This is a genomic window from Phyllobacterium sp. 22229, assembly GCF_052056495.1.
In the GTDB taxonomy this organism is placed as follows: Bacteria; Pseudomonadota; Alphaproteobacteria; order Rhizobiales; family Rhizobiaceae; genus Phyllobacterium; species Phyllobacterium myrsinacearum.
The window spans coordinates 83,230-105,835 of sequence record NZ_JBQEPA010000005.1 but is presented as its reverse complement, the minus strand read 5'-3'; the positions used below and the strand labels follow the sequence as shown (position 1 = coordinate 105,835).

The following is a 22,606-nucleotide window of genomic DNA, read 5'->3' as shown; positions in this document are numbered from 1 at the left end:
GATTAGAGCGCTTCCGCGCCCGAAATGATTTCGATCAGTTCTTTGGTGATCTGAGCCTGACGCTGGCGGTTGTACGACATTGTCAGCTTGTTGATCATGTCACCGGCATTGCGGGTTGCGTTGTCCATGGCGGACATGCGCGCACCCTGTTCCGATGCCGCGTTTTCGAGGAGAGCGCGGAAAACCTGGACGGAAATATTGCGCGGGATCAGGTCACCAAGAATGGATGCCGGATCCGGCTCATATTCATAAACCGCATCGCCGGCCGTTTCCGGTTCGGCATCGCCGATGGCGGTTGCGGGAATCAGCTGCTGGGCAGTCGGAATCTGCGAAATCACCGACTTGAACTCCGAATAGAACAGCGTGGCGACGTCAAACGCGCCTTCGTTGTAAAGGGCGATGATCCTGTGGCCGATCGCGTCCGCATTGACAAACCCGACCTGTTTGACTTCACGCAGGTCAACATGCTCGATGATGTGCTTGCCAAGATCGCGGCGCAGGATATCCGCACCCTTCTTGCCGACAGTAATGATCTTCACTGTCTTGCCGTCCGCCAGCAGGCGGCGCGCATGTTCGCGGGCCAGGCGGGCGATCTGCGAATTGAAACCACCGCAAAGGCCGCGCTCGGACGTGCAGACGATGAGCAGATGCACATCGTCCTTGCCGGTTCCGCTCATCAGCACGGGCGCATCATCGCCATCCACATTGGCGGCGATGTTGGCCAGTACCGCAGCCATGCGCTGCGAGTAGGGACGCGCGGCTTCCGCAGCTTCCTGCGCGCGACGCAGCTTCGCCGCAGCGACCATCTGCATCGCTTTGGTGATCTTCTGCGTCGCCTTAACCGAGGCGATCCGGTTTCTCAGATCCTTTAACGAAGGCATCCGTTCATCCCGTCAGTGGTTATGCGAAAGACTTGGCGAAAGCGTCAATTGCAGCTTTCAGCTTGCCCTTGGTATCGTCGCTGATCTGCTTTTCCTTGGCGATGACATCGAGAACATCCTTGTTCTCGGTGCGCATCCAGGTCAGCAGACCCTGTTCGAACTTGCCAACCTGATTGACCGCAAGCTTGTCGAGATAACCATTGACGCCAGCGAAAATCACGGCGACCTGCTCTTCGGTCTTCAGCGGCGAGAACTGCGGCTGCTTCAGAAGTTCAGTCAGACGTGCACCGCGGTTGAGAAGGCGCTGTGTCGACGCATCGAGATCGGAACCGAACTGCGCAAAAGCCGCCATTTCGCGGTACTGCGACAGCTCGCCCTTGATCGAACCGGCAACCTGCTTCATCGCCTTGATCTGCGCGGACGAACCAACGCGGGACACCGACAGACCGACGTTAACAGCCGGACGGATACCCTGATAGAACAGGTTGGTTTCGAGGAAGATCTGGCCGTCGGTGATCGAAATCACGTTGGTCGGAATATAGGCGGAAACGTCGTTTGCCTGGGTTTCGATGACCGGCAATGCGGTCAGCGAGCCAGCGCCGTTTTCGTCGTTCAGCTTGGCCGAACGCTCGAGAAGGCGGGAGTGCAGGTAGAAAACGTCGCCGGGATAAGCTTCGCGGCCTGGCGGGCGGCGCAGCAGCAGCGACATCTGGCGGTAAGCCACAGCCTGCTTGGACAGATCGTCATAACCGATCAGCGCGTGCATGCCGTTGTCGCGGAAATATTCACCCATCGCGCAACCGGCAAACGGTGCAAGATACTGCATCGGTGCGGGATCGGAAGCGGTGGCAGCAACAACGATCGAATATTCAAGCGCGCCGCGCTCTTCAAGGATCTTCACGAACTGTGCAACGGTCGAACGCTTCTGACCGATAGCAACGTAAACGCAATACAGACGATCCTTTTCATTGCCCGCATCGTGTGCAGGCTTCTGGTTGAGGAACGTGTCGAGAATGATCGCGGTCTTGCCGGTCTGACGATCGCCGATCACCAGCTCGCGCTGGCCGCGGCCAACCGGGATCAGGGCATCGATGGCCTTGAGGCCTGTCGACATCGGCTCATGCACCGACTTGCGCGGGATGATGCCGGGCGCCTTGACGTCAACGCGCGAACGCTGCTTCGCCTTGATCGGGCCCTTGCCGTCAATCGGATTGCCGAGAGCGTCAACGACGCGGCCGAGCAATTCCTTGCCGACAGGAACGTCAACGATAGCGCCTGTGCGCTTGACGATGTCGCCTTCCTTGATGTCACGGTCCGAACCGAAAATAACGACACCAACGTTGTCGCTTTCCAGGTTCAGGGCCATGCCACGGGTACCGTCCGGGAACTCGACCATTTCACCAGCCTGAACATTGTCCAGACCATATACACGAGCAATACCGTCACCGACGGACAGAACCTGACCGACTTCGGAGACTTCTGCCTCCTTGCCGAAATTCTTGATTTGCTCTTTCAGGATTGCGGAAATTTCCGCGGCGCGGATGTCCATCAGCCGACCTCTTTCAGTGCAAGCTTAAGCGAAGAAAGTTTTGTGCGAAGTGAAGTGTCGATCTGGCGGGACCCCAACTTGACGATGAGACCACCAAGGATCGACGGATCAACAGTGACATTGATTGTCACGTCCTTGCCGGCGACGCTTTTCAGCGTGGCCTTCAATTCAGTTTGCTGCGCTGCCGTCAGGGCATGCGCAGAAGTAACATCGGCCGAAACTTCGCCGCGATTCTCGGCAGCGATGTTGCGGAATGCCTGGATCATGGAAGGCACCGCGAACAGACGGCGGTTCGTTGCCACGACGCGCAGGAAGTTGGCGACGAGGCCGCCGATCTTGGCCTTGGCGAGAATCGCCGAAATGGCCTTGACCTGATCTTCCGCGGAGAAAACCGGGCTCTCGATCAGACGCCTCAAATCGGCGCTGCCATTGACGAGAGCCTCAAACTGGCCCAGATTCTTTTCTACATCAGCGACTGATTTTGCTTCCAGCGCGAGGTCGAACAGCGAACCCGCATAACGCTGGGCAACACCGGATATGAGCGACGAAGTTTCTGCCACGAACGACAAGCTCTCTGCGTTGAAGCCAAAAATCGGGAAACCAAAAGGAATTTTCGGTCAAATCTTTGGCATTATTGATTTTTTTATCGCCCTGGAAACAACCCTGAAACTGCCCCCGACGAGATTTGAATGCCGTCTAGCATAGAGAAGCAGGAGTCGCAACACGCGAATCCGCGAAAACTGGCGTCAGAATTGCCGCAGCCGCAATTTTATGAATAGGCCACTCAACTATTAAGCGCGCGAACTAGGTGATAAAGCCGAAGGCGAAAAGCAAGGGACCGGCTGCCAGCGCCAGCTCGATAAGAACGGAAATCCAGTTGTAAAGCGTATTGCCGCGGTCCGACATCATCGAGATCAGACGGCCGAAAACCGTGAATCCCCAGGACACGCCCAGCGCGATCCAGAGGAAGGGCTGCGCAAAGACAAGAGCGCAAAGACCAAGCCCCAGATAGAAGCCCGCCATGGTTGCCCGTGATTCCGACAGCGCTTCGGGATGCGCCTGCACGGTTTGCAGGCGCAGAATCCGGAAGGCTATGCGGGGCGCAAAAAACATGATCAGGCCGAAGACAACCGTAACGGCGGCAGAACTCCAGGCGATCCATTCGCCCTGGCTGGCTGGCCAATACAATTCCATCATTTTCGCGTCCCCGCTGCGTTAACCATTTCCGCTGTTTGCTTATAGAAAGCTTTGCGGGTCGATATCAATCTGCACGCGCACTGATCCACGCTCTTTTGGTCCGGCGCTTAAAATGGCGCGAATGAAATTCTGGATATCGGCCTTGCGCGTTCCATGGATCAGCAGCCGGAAACGATGGCGCCCGCGGATAAGGGCAAGCGGCGCCTCGGCAGGACCCAGAACATTGATCTCGGATGAGTGCGGCGCCGCACGGCGCAATGCACGCGCATGGTTTTCCGCTTCCGCTCGTGTTCCCGCTGAAATAATAAGCGCGCCGAGCCTGCCATAGGGCGGCAGGCCGGATCGTTCCCGCTCCTCGATTTCGCGCGTATAGAAGGCCTCCGCATCGCCGGAAACAATGGCGCGCATGACAGGGTGATCCGGCTGATAGGTTTGCAGCAGGCCCACGCTTTTCTTGCCGGTGCGGCCCGCACGGCCCGTCACCTGGCTCAGCAGCTGGAATGTTCGCTCCGCCGCCCGCGGGTCGCCATTGGCGAGCCCCAGATCCGCATCGACAACGCCCACCAGCGTCATATTGGGGAAATTGTGCCCCTTGGCGACGAGCTGCGTGCCGATAACGATATCCGCCTCGCCGCGTGCAATGGCATCCAGTTCCAGGCGCAACCGTTTTACACCCATCAGATCGGATGACAGGACAATGATCCGCGCATCGGGAAAGGTTTTTTCCGCCTCCTCGGCTATGCGCTCGACACCCGGGCCGCAGGCAACGAGGTGATCCAGCGTGCCACAGGACGGGCAGGCCTCCGGCCGCGGTTCATGATGGCCGCATTGATGGCAGACGAGCTGGCCGCGGAACCGGTGCTCGACCAGCCAGCTGGAACAGCAGGGACATTGAAAACGATGGCCGCACACCCGGCACAGGGTCAGGGGCGCATAACCGCGGCGGTTGAGAAACAGCAGCGACTGTTCCTTGCGCTGCAAGGTCTGGTTCATCGCCTCGACCAATGCCGGCGACAAGAAGCCGCCGGGGCGCGGCGGCGAACGGCGCATGTCGATGGCTTTCAGGTCCGGCATTGCCGCTTCCGCATAACGGCCGGTCAGACGGATGCGGGTGTAGCGTCCCTGCAGGGCATTGACCTGGCTTTCGACTGAGGGCGTGGCAGAAGCCAGGATGACGGGAAAGCCGCCGATATGGCCGCGAACCACCGCCATGTCGCGGGCGTTGTAGAAAACGCGGTCCTCCTGCTTGTAGGCCGGATCATGCTCCTCATCCACAATGATCAGACCCAGATCCTGAAACGGCAGGAACAGCGCCGAGCGCGCGCCCGCAACAACCCGCACCTGGCCTTCCATCACCTGCCGCCAGACACGCTCGCGCGTCTTCGGGGCGAGATCGGAATGCCATTCCGCCGGCTTTGAGCCGAAGCGATCGTGGAAACGCTCGAGGAACTGCTGTGTCAGGGCAATTTCCGGCAAAAGGATCAGCACCTGCTTTCCCTGCTCGATTGCCGTGGCCACCGCTTCGAAATAGACTTCCGTCTTGCCCGAACCCGTCACGCCATCCAGCAGGGACACGGAGAACCCGCGCGACGCAACCGCCTCCACGAGCTGTCTTGCCGCATCGGCCTGGTCGCCGGAGAGCTCGGCCGGCGCATAGTCCGGATCCGGCGGCGCAACGACAGGCCGCGCCGGGATCATCACCTCCTCGAACACGCCCTGCGCCGAAAGCCCATCGATCACCGTTGCCGAAACACCTGCCGCGTGGGCAAGGCCGGTGCGTGTCCAGGCAAGACCATCCCCGGCCAGTTCAAGCACGCGCGAGCGCGCACCGGTCATCCGTTCGGGCTGCTGGCCGGAAAACCGCAACCCCGGCACCGGCGGCTCGGGATCGAAGGCTGCGGGCACACGCAGGATCATCCGGGCCACCATGCCCGGCGGCGAGATCGTGTAATCGGCAGCCCAGCGCATGAAGCGCATCATGCCATTGTCGACCGGCGGACAATCGAAAAGCTCCGAGATCGGCCGCAGCTTTTTCGCGTCGACCGAATCGGTCGCGCCTTCGGTTACAATGCCTGCAACCTCGCGGGGACCAAGGGGAACACGAACAATTGAGCCGGCTTTCACATCCATTCCATCAGGCACGGAATAGCTGTAAGGTTTCGCTGCCGGCAAGGGCACGAGCACTGGAACAATTTTTTGCGCGGAAGGCGAATCTTGCTTCATAACCTCGTGACCTTGGCGCGGCTTTCGTTTAAAGAAAAGCCACTTTTCCGGGACACCATCCCTTTAGCCCCATTTAAGGAGGACTGCTCCAATGAAATTTTTTGTCGATACTGCCGATGTTAAGGATATCCGCGAACTGAATGATCTCGGATTGCTCGACGGCGTGACCACCAACCCATCGCTGATCCTTAAATCCGGTCGCAGTATCCTGGACGTTACCAAGGAAATCTGCAGCATCGTTGACGGCCCGGTTTCCGCAGAGGTTGCCGCTGTCGAATATGAGCAGATGATGAAGGAAGCGGCGGTTCTTTCCAAGATCGCCAAGAATATCTGCATCAAGGTTCCGTTGACACTCGACGGCCTGAAGGCCTGTAAGGCGCTCACCTCCGATGGCCATATGGTCAATGTCACGCTGTGCTTCTCCGCCACCCAGGCGCTGCTCGCCGCCAAGGCCGGTGCGACATTCATCTCGCCGTTCATCGGCCGCATCGATGACATCGGCATCAACGGCATGGACCTGATCGCCGAAATCCGCACGATCTATGACAATTACGACTACAAGACGGAAATCCTGGCGGCTTCAATCCGCACGATCAACCACGTCAAGGAAGCCGCACTGATCGGTGCTGACGTTGCCACCATCCCGCCGGCAACATTGAAGGCGCTGGTCAAGCATCCGCTGACCGACAAGGGCCTCGAGACCTTCCTCGCCGACTGGGCCAAGACCGGTCAGAAGATCGCCTGATCCGGTTGGATCATATTTACAAAATCGCCCGCTGACTTAACACCAGCGGGCGATCTGCTTTTGGGGCTGCCTCAAAGCAGATCGGCGTGATGGCGCTGCGCAACATCCGGATGCGAGCGCAGGCGGCCTTTCAGATAATTGCGCCCGACTTCCCGGAACAGCGGATTGTCGGGGTCTGTATCGGCACCGCCCGCCTCATGCGCGAGATCATCCGGCAGTGTCAGCAATGGCACGTTGGCATTGAGATCGGCGCCGAAGAAGAACGCCACCGACAGCCTGTCCTTGCCCGACGGCGGCGAGACGACGCGGTGCACGGTCGCCTTGAGATAGCCATTCGACGCCAGTTCCAGGATTTCACCGATATTGATGATGAAGGTTCCCGGAACCGGTGTGGCATCGATCCAGCCGCCATCCTTTTCCACCTGCAAACCGCCCTGCACATCCTGCAGCAGCAGGGTCAGAAAGCCGCTATCTTTGTGCGCACCAACCCCTTGATCGCTGCCGGTGGCATCGCGGCCGGGATAGCGGATGATCTTCAGGTGCTGGTTGGGCGCCTTTTCGTAGATCGGCCCGAAAACATCCTTGTCCTGCCCGAGTGCAATGGCAAAGGCCTGCAGCAGCTCGATGGCAATGCGCGTCAGTTCGCCCTGCCATTCCAGCACGGTGGATTTGAGGCCGGGCAGGCTATCCGGCCATTGATTGGGGCCCTGCAGCCGCGACCACGGCGGCGTTGTCGCATCCTGCCGGATGACGGCCCGCTCCGCGCCCACGTCAAATTGTTCACGCCAGTCCGCCTCTCCCCTGGTCCGTTCCCAGCCGGCGCGGGTGTAGCCGCGAAAATGCGGGGAGTTGGCCATGTCAACGGCGACTTTGTCCGCCTCCGGCAAGGCAAAGAACCGCTTGGAAACAGCAACGATATCCCTTTGCAGCTGCTCGGAAACGCCGTGGCCGCTTAGATAGAAAAAGCCATAGGTTCGTGCCGCATGGCGCAAGTCCTCAAAGAACGCTTCTTGCTCCGCAGGATCGTGATACCGCCGGAAGTCGAGGGTCGGCAGCGTATCGGTTTTGGGTAAGGCGCTCATAGCCAGGGTCTCCGTATGCAACCGGATTGTCTATCCCGGTGTATTCAACTTCAAGGTGTTTTTTGCTGATAAAGCTGGTCCAGGATCTGGCGCTCGAAAAAGGCAAGCTCCGGCGAGGCATGCCGCCGCGGCCGCTCCACTGGAATGGCCAGATCAAGTGCAATCCGGCCGCTGTCGATCACGACAACACGGTCCGCCAGCGCAACGGCTTCCGCCACATCGTGCGTCACCAGCACCGCTGTGAATTTCTTGTTGAGCCAGATGCGTTCCAGCAATTGCTGCATTTCAATGCGGGTCAGGGCATCCAGCGCCCCAAGCGGCTCATCCAACGCCAGAACACGGGGATGCCCGACCAGCGCCCGGGCCAGGGCCACGCGCTGACGCTGCCCGCCCGACAGCACTGAAGGCCACTCTTCGCTGCGATCGGCAAGTCCCACTTCCGCAAGGATATCGAGGCTCTTCTGCCGGACCTCGGCCCCTCTGGCGATGCCGGTCAACCCGACATCCACATTGGCACCTACCCGCGCCCACGGCAGGAGGCGCGGCTCCTGGAACATGATGCGCGTGCGCTTCTGATCCCCGGTTGCCCCGGCGTGAACGAGTTCGCCGGATGTCGGCCTGTCGAGCCCGGCCAAAAGCCGCAGCAATGTGCTCTTTCCGCAGCCGCTCTTGCCGATAACGGCAACGAACTGGCCGTCATGCACGTCAAGGTCGATGCCCTGCAACACGGTCTTGTCGCCGAATCGTTTGGTAACGTTACGGAACGAAAACGCAATCTTGCGTGCCGTTACGGTTGCGCGGGCCGTGGTTTCAACAAAGGATTGGCGGGCGGTGACGGTTGCTGCGGTCATCGTCGTTCCTCACACGTTTTGAAAGGCGGGATGCCATTGCAGGGAAAGCCGCTCAAGCGAACGCGCCAGGGCATCGGCGAGTTTTCCAAGAAGCGCATAGATGAGAATTGACAGGACAACCACGTCGATCAGCAGGAACTCCCGCGCCTGCATGGCCATATAGCCAAGGCCGGAGGAGGCGGAGATCGTCTCGGCCACGATCAGCGTCAGCCACATGATCCCCAGCGCATAGCGCAGCCCGACGAAAATCGATGGCAGGGCGCCCGGCAGGATAACCCGCGTGAACAATTGCGAGCGGGACATGCCGTAGATGCGGCCCATTTCGACCAGCTGCGGATCGACGCCCTGAATGCCGAGGAGCGTATTGATGTAGATCGGGAAGAAAACACCGAGCGCCACCAGAAACAGTTTTGCTTCCTCGTCGATGCCGAACCACAGGATCACCAGCGGGATGAGGGCCAGATGCGGGATATTGCGGATCATCTGGATGGTGGTATCGGTGAGGCCGCGGCTGAGTGCAGAGAGGCCATTGGCAAGACCAAGACCAAAACCGATGGCGCCGCCAACAACGAAGCCGCTCAACGCACGCAGCGTCGATATGCGGATATTTTCCAAAAGTTCGCCTGACAGAAGCAGTTTCCAGAAAGCCGCCCCAACCGCAGAGGGCGCAGGCAGCACATTGGCCGAGATGACGCCGGCACGCGACGCAATCTCCCACCCGACAAGCAGCAGGGCCGGAAGCAGCCAGCCTATGGCGCTGCGGCCAATGGATTGAAGCGCCCTGCTCACGAGGACGCCTGCAGCCGTTTGGCGCCGTGGAAACCAACGGCAAACTCGTTGGCGATCTCTTGGCGGAGCCTATTCTTCCGTCCGCCCAGTCCCAGCTGCGGAAACAGCAATTCGGCAACGCGGTAGGCTTCTTCAAGATGCGGATAACCGGAACCGATCACCGTATCGATACCCACGTCCTGATATTCGCGGATGCGTGCGGCAATGCTTTCCGGACTGCCGACAAGGGCGGTGCCCGCCCCGCCGCGAACCAGCCCGACGCCCGCCCACAGATTGGGGCCGACAAGCAGCCTGTCACGGCGTCCGCCGTGCAGCTCTGCCATGCGGCGCTGGCCGACGGAATCCATTTCCTTGAGGAAGCGCTGCTGTGCGATCTCGATCTGCGCGTCGGTCACACGGCTGATCAGCCTGTCCGCCGCGGCCCAGGCCTCGTCTTCGGTTTCGCGGACGATGAAATGCAGCCTTATGCCGAACCGCAGCGTGCGGCCCTTGAGCGCTGCCTTCTTGCGCGCCCGCTCGATCTTCTCGGCGACCTGCGCCACCGGCTCGCCCCAGGTGAGATACATGTCCACCTGCTCGGCAGCCAGATCCTGACCAGCATCGGACGAGCCGCCAAAGTAAAGCGGAGGCGGCGTCTGCACCGGCAGCAGATCGAGCCGCCCGCCCTGAACCCGGTAATGCCTGCCTTCAAAATCGACGGTCTCGCCCGTCACCAAACCCTGCCAGATTTTCAGGAACTCGGCTGCCTGTTCGTAGCGCTGATCGTGCGGCAGGAAGACGCCATCGCCTGCAAGTTCCGTCGGGTTGCCGCCGACCACCACATTGAGCAGCAGGCGCCCATTGCTGAGCCGGTCGAGCGCGGCTGTCTGCCGGGCGGCAAAGACCGGAGAAACGATGCCGGGACGCAGCGCCACCAGAAACTTCAGCCGTTCCGTATGGGCGGCAAGACCGGTCGCGGTAATCCAGGAATCCTCGCAGCTTTGGCCCGTCGGCAACAGCACGCCGGGAAAACCCAGTCGGTCGACGGCCTGGGCAATCTCCTTGAAATAGGCAAACTCAGGCGGCCGCTGCTGTGTTTCCGAACCGAGATAGGTTCCGTCCCCATGGGTGGGAATGAACCAGAAGAAATCAAGCGGGGCTTGCGTGGCATTTGCTGGCTGCGTCATGGTGTGGTTCCAGTTCTTTCCATGGTGCGGGTCGATCTCCGCATTCCCGTTGTTCCGTTCAGTTGCCGGGGGCCGTCCAGACGGCATCGGAAATCCTGATGGCTTTGGGGATCAGCTTCAGCTTGAAGAACCTGTCCGCCGTCTCCTGCTGATGCGCGACGATCTCCGGTGTGATCGGGAAGATGCCGAACACCGACCGGTTGGCGGCAATGGTCTGCGCCTCGAGCGGAACGCCGGTGACCTCATGCAGTGCCGCTGCCACCTTGTCCTTGTTCGCCTCGGCCCATGCGGCCGCTTGCTTCAAGGCATCGATGGTTGTTGTCACCACATCCGGATGCGCAGCGGCGAAGCCGCGATTGGCCAGAAAATAGGTGTTGACGTCGAGCACGTCGCTGGAGCGCGCGAGGATGCGCGGCTGATAGCGCGTCTCGGCAATGGCAAAGAACGGATCCCAGACTGCCCAGGCATCGATCTTATCACTGGCAAAGGCCGCTGCGGCATCCGCCGGGCTCAAATAAACCGGGGTAATCTCGTCATAACCGATATGGGCTTTCTCAAGCGCAGCGACCAGCAGATTATGCGCGCTGGTTCCCTTGCCGACGCCGACTTTCCTGCCCTTCAGATCGGCCAGTGACTGGATGGCGGAACCCGGCTTGACAAAAATCGCCTCGCCTTTGCCGTTGGATGGCAGGGCGGCGACATAGACAATGGCCGAGCCCGCGGACTGCCCGAAGATCGGCGGGGCATCGCCGACCCATCCGGCATCGATGCTGCCGACATTCAGCGCCTCGACCAGGGGCGGTCCGGCTGTAAACTCGACCCATTTGACCTTGATACCCTTGGGTTCCAGGGCCTTTTCAATCACCTTCTGTTGCTGGGCAATGACCGGCAGGCTCGTCTTCTGGTAGCCGATCTTGTACTCCTGCAGCGGTTCGACGGCATGGGATGCTGTCGCCGCGATGGCCGTTGCTGCAAGGACAAGGGCACCGAATAGTCTGCGCGTCAGGTTGGGCATGGGCTCTCGCAATTCTGTGGTTTGGGAGAGCGTCGTCAGGATTATACCAAGGACCCTCCCGTGATCAGGAATGGCCCCAATGCTATTCAACTCGACTATTTCTATAGAGAAAATATATTTCGTATAATGAGCTGCATGCGGATTGGTTTTCTCGGCGTCGCGCAAGCCAAAGCAAAGGCCAAGCGGTTTCCCGCAACACCTTTCCGCCGACAGGAGTTATCTATTCCCGACCGGCCCAGGGCACCACCATACGTTCCAGCCGCCTGATCCCGATTTCCAGAATGAACGCGACGATGGCGATGATGAAAATGCCCATGATGACGACATCCGTTACCAGGAACTGCGCCGCCGACTGGATCATGAAGCCGAGACCGCGCGTGGCAGCCACCAGTTCCGCCGCAACCAGCGTCGACCATCCCGCTCCAAGCGCAATGCGCAAGCCGGTCAGGATGGAGGGAAGTGCACTTGGCAGAATCACGTGGCGGACGACCTGTGCGCGCGTGGCGCCGAGGGCGCGCGCCGCATTGATCCGGTCAAGCGAAGCGCCTTTCACACCGGCAGCGGTAGAAATGGCAATCGGCGCCAGCATGGCAATGGCGATCACCAGGATTTTTGACGGCTCGCCTATACCGAACCAGATAATGACCAGCGGCAGATAGGCCAGCGGCGGGATGGGCCGGATAAATTCGATGACGGGATCGAAAATACCGCGCCCGATGGCACTGACACCCATGGCAATGCCAGCGGGAACAGCGACTATAAGTGCAAGCAGCAGGGCCGCGAACACGCGCAGCAGGCTCGCGAGCAGGTGCTGCCACAGCGTGGCGTCGACAAAGCCATTGGTTGCGACGGAATAGAACTTCCACAGCACCGCCGAGGGTGCGGGCAGAAAAACCGGAGAAACCAGTTTGAAATGCGCCGCGGCAATCCAGACAAGCAGCAGGCCGGCAATGGTTAGTGCACTGGCAATGCGGGCCAGCTGTTTCGCTGAAGGCTTTGCCCCTTTGCCGCCGGGCCGCTCCGCGGCGTTTTCAACGGCAACATCGCGGCCGATCTCAACAGAGAGTGTCATGCCGCCTCCCCCTCAAAAATGGAATCTTCGAGCTCGGCACGGGCTTGATTGAATGCCGGGTCAGCCTTGATCGACCGGACCGGCTCACCGCCGGCATAGCGGCGGCCAAAACCAGCCTCGATCTCCCTGACAACCCGGCCCGGGCCCGGCGCCAGCACGACGATGCGCGTCGCCAGCAGCAGTGCTTCGTCAATGCCATGGGTTACCATGAGAACACCGACGGCGTTGCTGGCCCAGATATCGAGCAGCAGGGTCTGCATGCGCTCGCGCGTCAAGGCGTCGAGCGCACCCAGCGGCTCATCCATCAACAGGAAATCCGGTTCCGCCGCAAGCGCCCGGGCAAGACCAACCCGCTGGCGCATGCCGCCCGACAATTCCCAGATCGCCTTGCCGCCGATGCCATCCAGCTTGACGCGCTCCAGCAGGCGGACCGCAGCAGCATCTCTTTCCCGTAAAGGCACACCGCGCAGCGTCAGGGCGAAGCTGACATTGTCCCGCACGTTCAACCAGGGAAACAGCGCATCGTCCTGGAAGACAACAGCGCGATCGGCACCGGGCGCCGTGACGGCCTTCCCATCCACGGTCACCGCTCCTCCGGTTGGCGGCACCAATCCGGCCGCGGCGTTGAGCAAGGTGGTCTTGCCGCAGCCGGACCGGCCAACCAGAACAACGAAATCGCCTGATCTGACGGAAATGCTAGCCTGGGTGACTGCAGGCTGCGCCTGACCGTCATAGTGCACAGAGACATGATCGAGAAAGAGATGTGCCATAAATCCACCGGTTGAACGGCGGCGTTCACGGTCTTCCCGGCCTCCGGGGGAGAGGGAACCCCGAAGACCGGAAAGAACACATGAACACCCCCGCATTACAAGGTTACGAACTCAGTTCGATGCCAGCGCCGCCTCCACGAATTTTGCCGTTGCATATTTCGAGTAGTCGGGAAGGACAGCGTCGATCTTTCCCTGCTCCTTCAGAAACTGCGATGTGGCCGCGATGGCCTTGACCGTATCGCCGCCGAGGAATCTGGAGGATGCCTGTTCGCTCAGCGCCGGGAAAACATACCCCTTCAACAGAAGCGGCACGTCATCGGCCTTTGCTCCGGTCAGGCGGCTGATCTGTCCGGCCTGCGGCGACGATGCGGACCACGCATCCGGCTTTGCCAGATAATCGGCATAGGCCGCCCCGGTCACCTTGACGAAATCGCGGACGGCGTCCGGATGTTTTTCGGCAAATTCCGTGCGGACGATCCATGCGTCAAATGTCGGCGCACCCCACTGCGCCACCTTCGAGGAATCCACGATGATTTTTCCGCTGGTCCTGATCTGGCCAAGCGCCGGATCCCACACATAGGCCGCATCGATATCCCCGCGCTCCCAGGCCGCGGCGATCTCCGGCGGACGCAGGTTGAGAATGTTGACTGACTTTGAATCGACGCCTTCATGCTTCAAAGCGGCAAGCAGGCTGTAATGCGTCGTCGACACAAAGGGAACGGCGACTTTCTTTCCGGCCAGATCAGCGATGGTATCGACATTGGAGCCATTGCGGGCGACCAGCGCTTCCGATTCGCCGATGAGACCGACAACGAGAATGGTCTGGATCGGCAGCTCGCGGCTGGCAGCGGCGGCGAGCGGACTAGACCCGACATAGCCGATATCAACCGAACCCGAAGCAACGGCGGCAATAACGTCCGCGCCGGAATCGAATTTCCGCCAGTCGATTTTGGCAGAGGCGGCCTTTTCATAGGCACCATCCGCCTGCGGCACCTTGGACGGCTCGACCACCGTTTGATAGCCGATGGTGATCGTCAGGTCGTCCGCGCGGGCGGAAGCAAACGCCCCGAGACTGAAAAGAACAGTGGTTGCAGCAAGGAAATGACGGCGGGTGAACATCGGTGATCCTGACCTGTTGAAACAATCCTGTTCCAACTCTGGTCATCTCTACTCGAATTGTAGAGTTACGATCTGCCAAGTTTCCGCCCGCCGGAGAAAATTATTTCTTCCGGCAGCGCATCCACGCAGAAAGCGGGAGCGGACGAAGTTCAATCGTCATCATCGGCATAGCTGCCGGACAGGCGCATTCCCTTGATGACCGTTGCGCCGTGGTCTCGCACCACCGTCAATGCCCGCGCCCCGGTCCGCGCCTCGATCTCGTCGGCAAGGATACGTGAATGGGTGACCACCCAGACCTGCGTCCGTTCCGCCGCATTGGCAATCATTTCCGCCAGGGCGGGAAGCATGGACGGGTGCAGGCTGGTCTCCGGCTCATTCAGCGCGATAAGCCGTGGCAGGCGATAGGACAACAGTGCGCCTGCCAGGGCAAGAAACCGGATCTGCCCGTCCGAAAGCTCTTCGGGCCGGAACATCCGCTGCGGGAATTCCGGCAGCCGCAAGCCGAATGTCGCGGTTTCACCGGGAACCGGCACATCAAGCGCCGCACCTCCGAGGGCCGATGCGATGCAATGGTCGAGATCAACGGTATCCCCGCGGATATGCACCAGTGTGGCGAAAACGGCAGCCAGATTCCGGCCGTCTTCGTCCAGCATCGGCGCGGTAATTGCGAGAGCAGGCTGCCTGACCGGCGAATCGCGGTCCGTGCGGAAGCCGTGATAGAACCGCCATCCCAGAATCGTGGCGCGCAAATCACCGATTTCGGGATATCGTCCCGCATTGCCGAGCGCCGCCAATGCGGTTTCCGAATCAAGCAGGCGCACCGGATGCTCAATTCGCCGGCCGCTATCGTCGCGGGCAAAGACCGCCGGGCCCTTGCGGCCCATCATCTCGACCGGCCGGCGGCCGGAATCGATTGTCAGACTTTCTTCCTTGATCTGCGGTTCAAAGGCAAAGCCTGCCGCAACCGGAGGCCGCAATCCGATCTCGATGCTGTAAGTCGGGGCAAATCCCGTGCGCACCGCATGCCCGGTCCGAATCGCTTCCTCGTCATCGTCAAAAGAGGCGCTGAAGACCATGCGCACCGGACCGGGTTTGCGCTTGCCGGTCCACAATGCCGATTGCATGCCGCCCTCGCGGGCTATTTCATAGGAGAGTGTCCCCTCAGCCGCCGCCTTGATCATCTGCATGGCGCGGTAAAGGTTGGATTTTCCGACACCGTTCTCGCCAACGAACACGGCAAGCTGGCGCATATCCAACCGGATCGATTGCAGCGACCGGTAACCGGCCGCCGAGAGGGAAATCAGACGCATGGGGACCGCCCCGTCATGTCCTTAGAGCTTGGACATGTCCTGTGCGACGCTGAGATTCAAGGCCTCTGCAACTTCCCGTGCCGCCCGGTTGATCGCATCGCGCTGCGCCCGCAGAACGGCGTAGCGCTGTCTGGGTGCATCGTAGTCGGCCGTCACAAGCCGGGTGCCCTTGCCAACGACCTTGCCGTCCGCAATGCGCGTCAGCGTATAGCTGCCTGTCATGCGCATCGAACCGGCAGTCGGCTGACCGGATTTGTCGTTGGTTGCGTTCTGGATAAGTGCAAGCGACAGATCCTGGTAGCTGACACCGAGTTGCAGCGTATAGGCGGCATTCGCAGGCTGCCCGGCTCCATGATTGAACATGAAGATCAGATTGTTGCGCACCTGCTGTGCTTCGCGCGTGCCCACTTCCGCAATGGCGATGGTGGCAAGTTTCGACTGCACGCTGCCGCTTACGCCAGCGCCTGCTCCGGCGACCGGACCCGGATCGGAATAGAGCGGGCGAACCTGGCAGCCGCCAGCGATCAGAGCCATGCCGAGAACGCACGCGGACAACAAACGCTTGGAGCCGGACATCGGCTGGAAACGATCAGGCAACGACATTGATGATCCTCTGCGGTACGATAATGACTTTCTTCGGCGGATTACCGTTCAACACCACCTTGACAAAATCAAGTTCGAGAGCGGCCTTTTCGACCGTCAATTGATCCGCATCGCGGGCAATTGTCAAATCACCCCGCTTCTTGCCGTTTATCTGTACCGGCATCGTGACGGTGTTCTCGACGATCAGGGCGTCGTTGTAGTGCGGCCAGGCCTTGTCAGCAATGAAACCGCTGCCATTGAGGGCCTTCCAGCACTCCTCGGCCAGATGCGGCATCATCGGCGCGATCATGGCAATCAGCATATCCGTTGCTTCCCGGCAGGCAGCGATGGTTGCCGCATCGGCTTCACCTGCGGCGATCTTCTGCAAGGGAGCAGCCAGCACATTGACGAGTTCGTAGAGACGCGCAACAGCCTTGTTGAAAGCGAGCTTCTCGATGTCTTCGCCAACGGCCTTGACCGTCCGGTGGGCCGCCTTGGAAATTGCCGCCGCATCGCCGTCGAAGGCAGGAGCAGCCGTCGCACCCTGCAGGACGGGCGCTGCTTCGGAAATCAGACGCCAGACACGCTGGACAAAACGGTGCGCGCCCTCGGCTCCTGCTTCCGTCCAGATCACGTCGCGCTCGGGCGGCGAATCCGACAGCATGAACCAGCGTGCGGTATCGGCGCCGTAGGACGCGATGATGTCATCGGGGTCGACGACGTTCTTCTTCGACTTCGACATTTTCTCGATCGAGCCGATTTCAACCTCGTCACCGGTGGCAATCAGAACCGCCCGGCGCTTGCCGTCGCTTTCCTCCAGCCGCACTTCGGCCGGCGTGACCCAGCTGCCATTGGCCCCCGTGCCAAGCCGGTAGGTCTCGTGCACGACCATGCCCTGGGTGAACAGTCCCTTGAACGGCTCACTGATATCGAGATGCCCGGCAACTTTCATCGCGCGGGTGAAAAAGCGCGAATAAAGCAGATGCAGGATCGCATGCTCGATACCACCGATATACTGGTCGACCGGCAGCCAGTGATTGGCCACTTTCGGATCGGTCGGCTCGTTCTCCCACGGCGCGGTGAAACGGGCAAAATACCAGGACGAATCGACGAATGTATCCATCGTGTCGGTTTCACGCCGGGCAGCCTTGCCGCATTGCGGGCAATTGACATGCCGCCACGTGGGATGCCGGTCGAGCGGATTGCCGGGACGATCGAATTCGACGTCATCCGGCAGCTTTACCGGCAGGTCGGCCTTGGGAACCGGAACGACGCCGCAATCATCGCAATGGATCATCGGGATCGGACAGCCCCAGTAACGCTGGCGCGAGATGCCCCAGTCACGCAGGCGGAAATTCACCTTGCGTTCGCCCTGCGGGCGCCCGCCGATCGACTGGCTTTCCAGCCGCTTGGCAACCTCGTCAAAGGCCGCTGCCGGGGACAGCCCATCGAGGAAGCGGGAATTGATCATCACGCCGTCATCGACATAAGCGGTTTCGGTGATCTGGAATGTGGCCGCATCGCCATCTTCCGGCATGACAACAGCCACGACAGGCAGGCCATACTTGTTGGCAAAATCCAGATCGCGCTGATCGCCGGATGGACAGCCGAAAATCGCGCCCGTGCCGTAGTCCATCAACACGAAATTGGCGACATAGACCGGCAGGGTCCAGGTCTCGTCGAGAGGATGCTTGACGCGCAGGCCCGTGTCGAACCCCCGCTTCTCCGCGGTTTCGAGCGCGGCCAAAGATGTACCCGCGCGGCGGCATTCATCGTTGAATTCAGCCAGGGCAGGATTGTTCTCCGCCGCTTTTTTCGCCAGCGGATGATCCGCAGCAATGGCCAGGAACGAGGCACCGAACAGTGTATCGGGCCGTGTCGTATAGACCTCGACCTCGGTCTCGCCGCCGATCTGCGATGGGGTGTCCAGCGCCCATCGGATCAGCATGCCTTCGGACTTGCCGATCCAGTTGCGCTGCATCAGCCGCACCTTGTCCGGCCACTGATCGAGACCATCCAGGGCGCTCAGCAACTCTTCATTGAAATCGGTGATCTTGAAGAACCACTGCGTCAGTTCGCGCTGCTCCACCAGCGCACCGGAGCGCCATCCGCGGCCATCGATAACCTGCTCATTGGCAAGCACCGTCATGTCCTCGGGGTCCCAGTTGACCTTGGAGGATTTGCGCGTCACCAGCCCCTTCTCGACAAAATCGAGGAACAGCATCTGCTGGCGGTGGTAATATTCGACATCGCAGGTGGCGAATTCACGCGACCAGTCCAGCGAGAGCCCCATGGACTTCAGCTGGCTGCGCATGGTCGCGATGTTCTGATAGGTCCATTCCTTGGGATGAACCTTGTTCTGCATCGCCGCGTTTTCTGCGGGCATGCCGAAGGCGTCCCATCCCATCGGATGGAGAACATTGAATCCCTTGGCGCGCTTGTAGCGGGCAACGACGTCACCCATGGCATAGTTGCGCACATGCCCCATGTGGATGCGTCCCGATGGATACGGGAACATCTCAAGCACGTAATAAGGGTCGCGCGGATCGTCATTGCTGGTTTCGAAGAGCTTGGCTTCGTCCCAAACCTTTTGCCAATGCTTCTCGGCTACGCGGGGATTGTATCGTTCGGTTGCCATGAACGGGATTCTCTTGCAAAGGATAGTGATGGGCGGACCTTCACCATGGATTGACCAGAGCGTCAACCATTGACAATGAGGGTTTGGCCGAAACTGCATCAAAAAGGACACGCTTGACCATGTCGACCGCCGTTGAAAACCTTCTTGCCGTTCGCAAAGCCATTGCGAAAGCCGAAGCGGAAGCCAACCGTAGGGAAGGCTCGGTGACACTCGTTGCCGTATCGAAAACCTTTGACGCAGCAGAGATTCGTCCCGTTCTGGATGCCGGGCAGCGTGTTTTCGGGGAAAACCGGGTCCAGGAAGCGCAATCGAAGTGGCCCGGTTTGCGCGAGGACTATACGGGCATAGAACTTCACCTCATCGGGCCGCTGCAATCAAACAAGAGTGAAGACGCCGTGGCGCTGTTTGATGTCATCGAGACCATCGACCGGGAAAAGATCGCGGCGGCGCTTGCCGGCGAAATGAAGAAGCAGAACCGCTTTCCCAAGCTTTATGTTCAGGTCAATACCGGCTCCGAACCGCAGAAGGCCGGGATCGAGCCAAAGGAAGCCGTCGCCTTTGTCGAGCGTTGCCGCACGGTGCACGGGCTGGCGATCGAAGGCCTGATGTGCATCCCTCCGGCGGATGAGAACCCTGGCCCGCACTTTGCCCTTCTGGAAAAGATCGCGCAGGAAGCCGGCGTGGAAAAGCTCTCCATGGGCATGTCGGGCGACTACGAGACCGCCGTCGGCTTTGGTGCGACATCCGTGCGTGTCGGCTCCGCTATCTTTGGCAGCCGAACCTGAAAACGTGCCGTCACCAGCTGCGGCGCGGTCCCGTATCGATGTGGTAGTAACCGGCGGGATAGCGTTTGAAACCGCCGACTTCCTTGCTGCCCGACAAATGCTGCAACAGGCCGGAAGCGCTTCCATGCACGCGGAAATCAACAGCCTGGCAGCTCAGGTGGTAGGATTTTTCCCGCCCGCCTGCCCTGCGGTTGGCATTGCGTGACCGCACGGTCGAGTTGACCGTGATCGGGCCATAGGCGGCCGAAACGCGGTTCAAGACATTCTTGAGCCGTTCCGGCACGCAATTGGCCGGGGCCTTGTACTGGATATAGGCCTTGCCGCGCGGCATGGCTGCAAGCACGAGCGGATTGATCTTGTCGAACAGGGAATCGCCCAGCAGATGCGCATGCTCTTCGTCAAAGAGGTGCGCACCAAGCCGTTTCCAGGGATTGGCAGGTTCCGGCAGCGTGCCGGCAGTAGCGGAATTGGCAAAGGCAAGCCCGAACAGGGCAACCGCCAGGGTGGCGGATTTTGCGCGAAACACAACGCCGCGCAAAGGTAACATCGTCATCCATCAGTCCTTGATTGGGCGCACGCTCTTCAGTCCACAGGGCGCGCCGAAATTATCCTCCCAAGTCAAGGCAGAGACGGTCTAAGGCAAAATGTGTTCAAAATGGATCACGCCCCATAACAAAATATAACGCAATATTACAACGCGTAGCGGTTTGTGTGCGACGGAACGCCGTTCCCTCCGGGGCATTTGTTGTATTTACGCATCGATTTGCATGGTGATAATGAACGCCATGCGCCTCTCTCCCCGGGAGGTATCCGGGTGGAGGCCCGTCAGCTCAGGTTTGGAGGAAATTGATGTCCGAGAAGGTCTATCCCGTGCTGCCAAGTGCGAAGAAAAACGCGCTTATCGACAATGAAACATATCTCGCCTGGTACAAGCAGAGCATCAAGGATCCCGAGAAATTCTGGGCCAAGCACGGCAAGCGCATCGACTGGTTCAAGCCCTACACCAAGGTCAAGAACACCTCCTTCGAAGGCAAGGTCGCGATCAAATGGTTCGAGGACGGCCAGACCAACGTCTCCTATAACTGCATTGACCGGCACCTGAAGAAGCGCGGCGACCAGGTCGCCATCATCTGGGAGGGCGACAATCCCTACCTCGACAAGAAAGTCACCTATAACGAGTTGTATGAGCAGGTCTGCCGTCTTGCCAATGTGCTGAAAAAGCACGGCGTCAAGAAGGGCGACCGCGTGACGATCTATATGCCGATGATCGTCGAAGCCACCTACGCCATGCTGGCCTGCGCGCGTATCGGCGCCGTCCACTCCGTCGTTTTCGGCGGCTTTTCGCCCGATGCGCTGGCAGGCCGTATCATCGATTGCGAATCCACCTTCGTCATCACGGCCGATGAGGGCATGCGCGGCGGCAAGCCGATCCCGCTGAAGGACAATACGGACAAGGCCATCGACATCGCTGCCAAACATCATGTGATGGTGAAGAACGTGCTGGTTGTCCGCCGCACGGGCGGCAAGACCAGCTGGGCGCCCAACCGCGACCTCTGGTATCACGAGGAAATTCTCAGCGTGAAGCCCGAGTGCAAGCCGGAAAAGATGAAGGCCGAGGATCCGCTGTTCATCCTCTACACATCGGGCTCGACCGGCAAGCCGAAGGGCGTGCTGCACACCACGGGCGGTTATCTCGTCTATGCTTCGATGACGCACCAATATGTCTTCGACTACCACGACGGCGATATCTATTGGTGCACGGCCGATGTGGGCTGGGTCACCGGCCACTCCTATATCGTCTACGGCCCGCTCGCCAATGGCGCCACGACGCTGATGTTCGAGGGTGTTCCCAATTACCCCACCAATTCGCGCTTCTGGGAAGTCATCGACAAGCACAAGGTCAACATCTTCTACACCGCCCCCACCGCCATTCGCGCGCTGATGAGCGCCGGCGATGAGCCGGTCAAGAAGACCTCGCGCAAATCGCTGCGCATCCTCGGTTCGGTCGGCGAACCGATCAATCCGGAGGCCTGGGAATGGTACTATCAGGTGGTCGGCGACAAACGCTCGCCCATCGTCGATACCTGGTGGCAGACGGAAACCGGCGGTATTCTCATCACCCCGCTGCCGGGTGCCACCGACCTGAAACCGGGTTCGGCCACGCGCCCGTTCTTCGGCGTGCAGCCACAGCTTGTCGACAATGAAGGCGATGTGCTGGAGGGGGCCGCCGACGGTAATCTCTGCATCACCGACTCATGGCCAGGCCAGATGCGCACGCTCTATGGCGATCACAAGCGCTTCATCGAGGCTTACTTCTCCACCTACAAGGGCAAGTATTTCACCGGGGATGGCTGCCGCCGTGACAAGGACGGCTATTACTGGATTACCGGCCGCGTCGATGACGTCCTCAATGTCTCGGGTCACCGCATGGGCACTGCTGAAGTTGAATCGGCGCTCGTATCCCACGACACGGTTTCGGAAGCCGCCGTTGTCGGCTATCCCCACGACCTGAAGGGACAGGGCATCTATTGCTATGTCACGCTGATGGCGGGCCTTGAAGGCAGCGACGAACTGCGCAAGGAACTTGTCGCCCATGTCCGCAAGGAAATCGGCCCCATTGCCTCCCCGGACAAGATCCAGTTTGCACCGGGCCTGCCCAAGACACGCTCGGGCAAGATCATGCGCCGCATCCTGCGCAAGATCGCCGAGGACGATTTCGGCTCTCTGGGCGACACCTCGACCCTGGCCGATCCGGCTGTCGTCGACGATCTGATCGCCAACCGGCAGAACAAGAAGAGCTGAGCGGCAAGCCGTTACAAAAACCCCAACAAG

20 protein-coding genes are annotated in these 22,606 nt (G+C 60.1%); 3 read left to right on the top strand and 17 right to left on the bottom strand.

Going from position 1 to position 22,606, the window contains the following annotated elements:
• Positions 1–2 precede the first annotated feature (2 nt).
• The 5 genes from ACTJJ7_RS07685 to ACTJJ7_RS07665 all read right to left on the bottom strand — a co-directional run bounded on the left by ACTJJ7_RS07685 (position 3) and on the right by ACTJJ7_RS07665 (position 5,850).
• Entirely contained in the window at positions 3–881 is an 879-nt protein-coding gene (locus ACTJJ7_RS07685) for a F0F1 ATP synthase subunit gamma (RefSeq protein ID WP_105734304.1), read from the bottom strand.
• 19 nt (positions 882–900) lie between these two features.
• Complete coding sequence (gene atpA / locus ACTJJ7_RS07680) at positions 901–2,430, bottom strand: F0F1 ATP synthase subunit alpha (RefSeq protein WP_105734303.1); 1,530 nt, start codon at positions 2,428–2,430, stop codon at positions 901–903.
• Positions 2,430–2,990, bottom strand: a complete 561-nt coding sequence (locus tag ACTJJ7_RS07675; RefSeq protein ID WP_105734626.1) for a F0F1 ATP synthase subunit delta — start codon at positions 2,988–2,990, stop codon at positions 2,430–2,432. The genes atpA and ACTJJ7_RS07675 overlap by 1 nt, the downstream gene beginning before the upstream one ends.
• 244 nt (positions 2,991–3,234) lie before the next feature.
• Positions 3,235–3,624 (bottom strand): AGROH133_08824 family phage infection protein, encoded by a 390-nt coding sequence (locus tag ACTJJ7_RS07670; RefSeq protein ID WP_105734625.1) that lies wholly within the window; start codon positions 3,622–3,624, stop codon positions 3,235–3,237.
• Positions 3,625–3,666: 42 nt separating this feature from the next.
• Positions 3,667–5,850, bottom strand: coding sequence for a primosomal protein N' (locus tag ACTJJ7_RS07665; RefSeq protein WP_130271152.1), 2,184 nt, complete (start codon positions 5,848–5,850; stop codon positions 3,667–3,669).
• Positions 5,851–5,941: 91 nt separating this feature from the next.
• On the opposite strand from ACTJJ7_RS07665, the gene fsa reads away from it, so the two are divergent.
• Positions 5,942–6,595, top strand: coding sequence for a fructose-6-phosphate aldolase (gene fsa, locus ACTJJ7_RS07660; RefSeq protein WP_105734301.1), 654 nt, complete (start codon positions 5,942–5,944; stop codon positions 6,593–6,595).
• A 71-nt stretch (positions 6,596–6,666) separates the two neighbouring features.
• Here the strand turns inward: fsa and ACTJJ7_RS07655 are convergent, their stop codons facing one another.
• The 11 genes from ACTJJ7_RS07655 to leuS all read right to left on the bottom strand — a co-directional run bounded on the left by ACTJJ7_RS07655 (position 6,667) and on the right by leuS (position 18,989).
• Positions 6,667–7,677 (bottom strand): isopenicillin N synthase family dioxygenase, encoded by a 1,011-nt coding sequence (locus ACTJJ7_RS07655; RefSeq protein WP_440966403.1) that lies wholly within the window; start codon positions 7,675–7,677, stop codon positions 6,667–6,669.
• A 50-nt stretch (positions 7,678–7,727) separates the two neighbouring features.
• Positions 7,728–8,528, bottom strand: coding sequence for an ATP-binding cassette domain-containing protein (locus tag ACTJJ7_RS07650; RefSeq protein WP_440966401.1), 801 nt, complete (start codon positions 8,526–8,528; stop codon positions 7,728–7,730).
• A 9-nt stretch (positions 8,529–8,537) separates the two neighbouring features.
• A complete protein-coding gene (locus ACTJJ7_RS07645; protein ID WP_105734298.1) occupies positions 8,538–9,317 on the bottom strand; it encodes an ABC transporter permease subunit in 780 nt (259 codons plus the stop codon).
• Positions 9,314–10,483, bottom strand: coding sequence for an FMNH2-dependent alkanesulfonate monooxygenase (gene ssuD, locus ACTJJ7_RS07640; RefSeq protein ID WP_440966399.1), 1,170 nt, complete (start codon positions 10,481–10,483; stop codon positions 9,314–9,316). Before ssuD ends, ACTJJ7_RS07645 begins: the two co-directional genes overlap by 4 nt.
• Positions 10,484–10,541: 58 nt before the next feature.
• Positions 10,542–11,498 (bottom strand): sulfonate ABC transporter substrate-binding protein, encoded by a 957-nt coding sequence (locus tag ACTJJ7_RS07635; RefSeq protein WP_440966397.1) that lies wholly within the window; start codon positions 11,496–11,498, stop codon positions 10,542–10,544.
• 220 nt (positions 11,499–11,718) lie between these two features.
• Positions 11,719–12,570: an ABC transporter permease subunit gene (locus ACTJJ7_RS07630; RefSeq protein ID WP_440966395.1), complete on the bottom strand. Its 852-nt coding sequence runs from the start codon at positions 12,568–12,570 to the stop codon at positions 11,719–11,721.
• On the bottom strand, positions 12,567–13,340 hold the full coding sequence (locus ACTJJ7_RS07625; protein ID WP_440966393.1) for a taurine ABC transporter ATP-binding protein: 774 nt from the start codon (positions 13,338–13,340) through the stop codon (positions 12,567–12,569). The genes ACTJJ7_RS07630 and ACTJJ7_RS07625 overlap by 4 nt, the downstream gene beginning before the upstream one ends.
• A 111-nt stretch (positions 13,341–13,451) precedes the next feature.
• A complete protein-coding gene (tauA, locus tag ACTJJ7_RS07620) occupies positions 13,452–14,459 on the bottom strand; it encodes a taurine ABC transporter substrate-binding protein (RefSeq protein ID WP_440966391.1) in 1,008 nt (335 codons plus the stop codon).
• Positions 14,460–14,608: 149 nt separating this feature from the next.
• A complete protein-coding gene (locus ACTJJ7_RS07615) occupies positions 14,609–15,769 on the bottom strand; it encodes an AAA family ATPase (protein ID WP_440966389.1) in 1,161 nt (386 codons plus the stop codon).
• 21 nt (positions 15,770–15,790) lie between these two features.
• Positions 15,791–16,372, bottom strand: a complete 582-nt coding sequence (lptE, locus tag ACTJJ7_RS07610) for an LPS assembly lipoprotein LptE (protein WP_105734291.1) — start codon at positions 16,370–16,372, stop codon at positions 15,791–15,793.
• Positions 16,359–18,989, bottom strand: a complete 2,631-nt coding sequence (leuS, locus tag ACTJJ7_RS07605) for a leucine--tRNA ligase (RefSeq protein WP_440966386.1) — start codon at positions 18,987–18,989, stop codon at positions 16,359–16,361. Before leuS ends, lptE begins: the two co-directional genes overlap by 14 nt.
• Before the next feature lie 119 nt (positions 18,990–19,108).
• Here leuS and ACTJJ7_RS07600 point away from each other — a divergent pair, with 119 nt between their 5' ends.
• The gene (locus ACTJJ7_RS07600; RefSeq protein ID WP_440966384.1) at positions 19,109–19,774 is read left to right on the top strand and encodes a YggS family pyridoxal phosphate-dependent enzyme; all 666 of its coding nucleotides are present in this window, start codon (positions 19,109–19,111) and stop codon (positions 19,772–19,774) included.
• A gap of 10 nt (positions 19,775–19,784) precedes the next feature.
• Here ACTJJ7_RS07600 and ACTJJ7_RS07595 read toward each other — a convergent pair whose 3' ends face one another.
• Complete coding sequence (locus tag ACTJJ7_RS07595; RefSeq protein ID WP_130271172.1) at positions 19,785–20,327, bottom strand: YcbK family protein; 543 nt, start codon at positions 20,325–20,327, stop codon at positions 19,785–19,787.
• Between the two features lie 296 nt (positions 20,328–20,623).
• On the opposite strand from ACTJJ7_RS07595, the gene acs reads away from it, so the two are divergent.
• Entirely contained in the window at positions 20,624–22,576 is a 1,953-nt protein-coding gene (gene acs, locus ACTJJ7_RS07590) for an acetate--CoA ligase (protein ID WP_440966383.1), read from the top strand.
• The last annotated feature ends 30 nt before the right edge of the window (positions 22,577–22,606 follow it).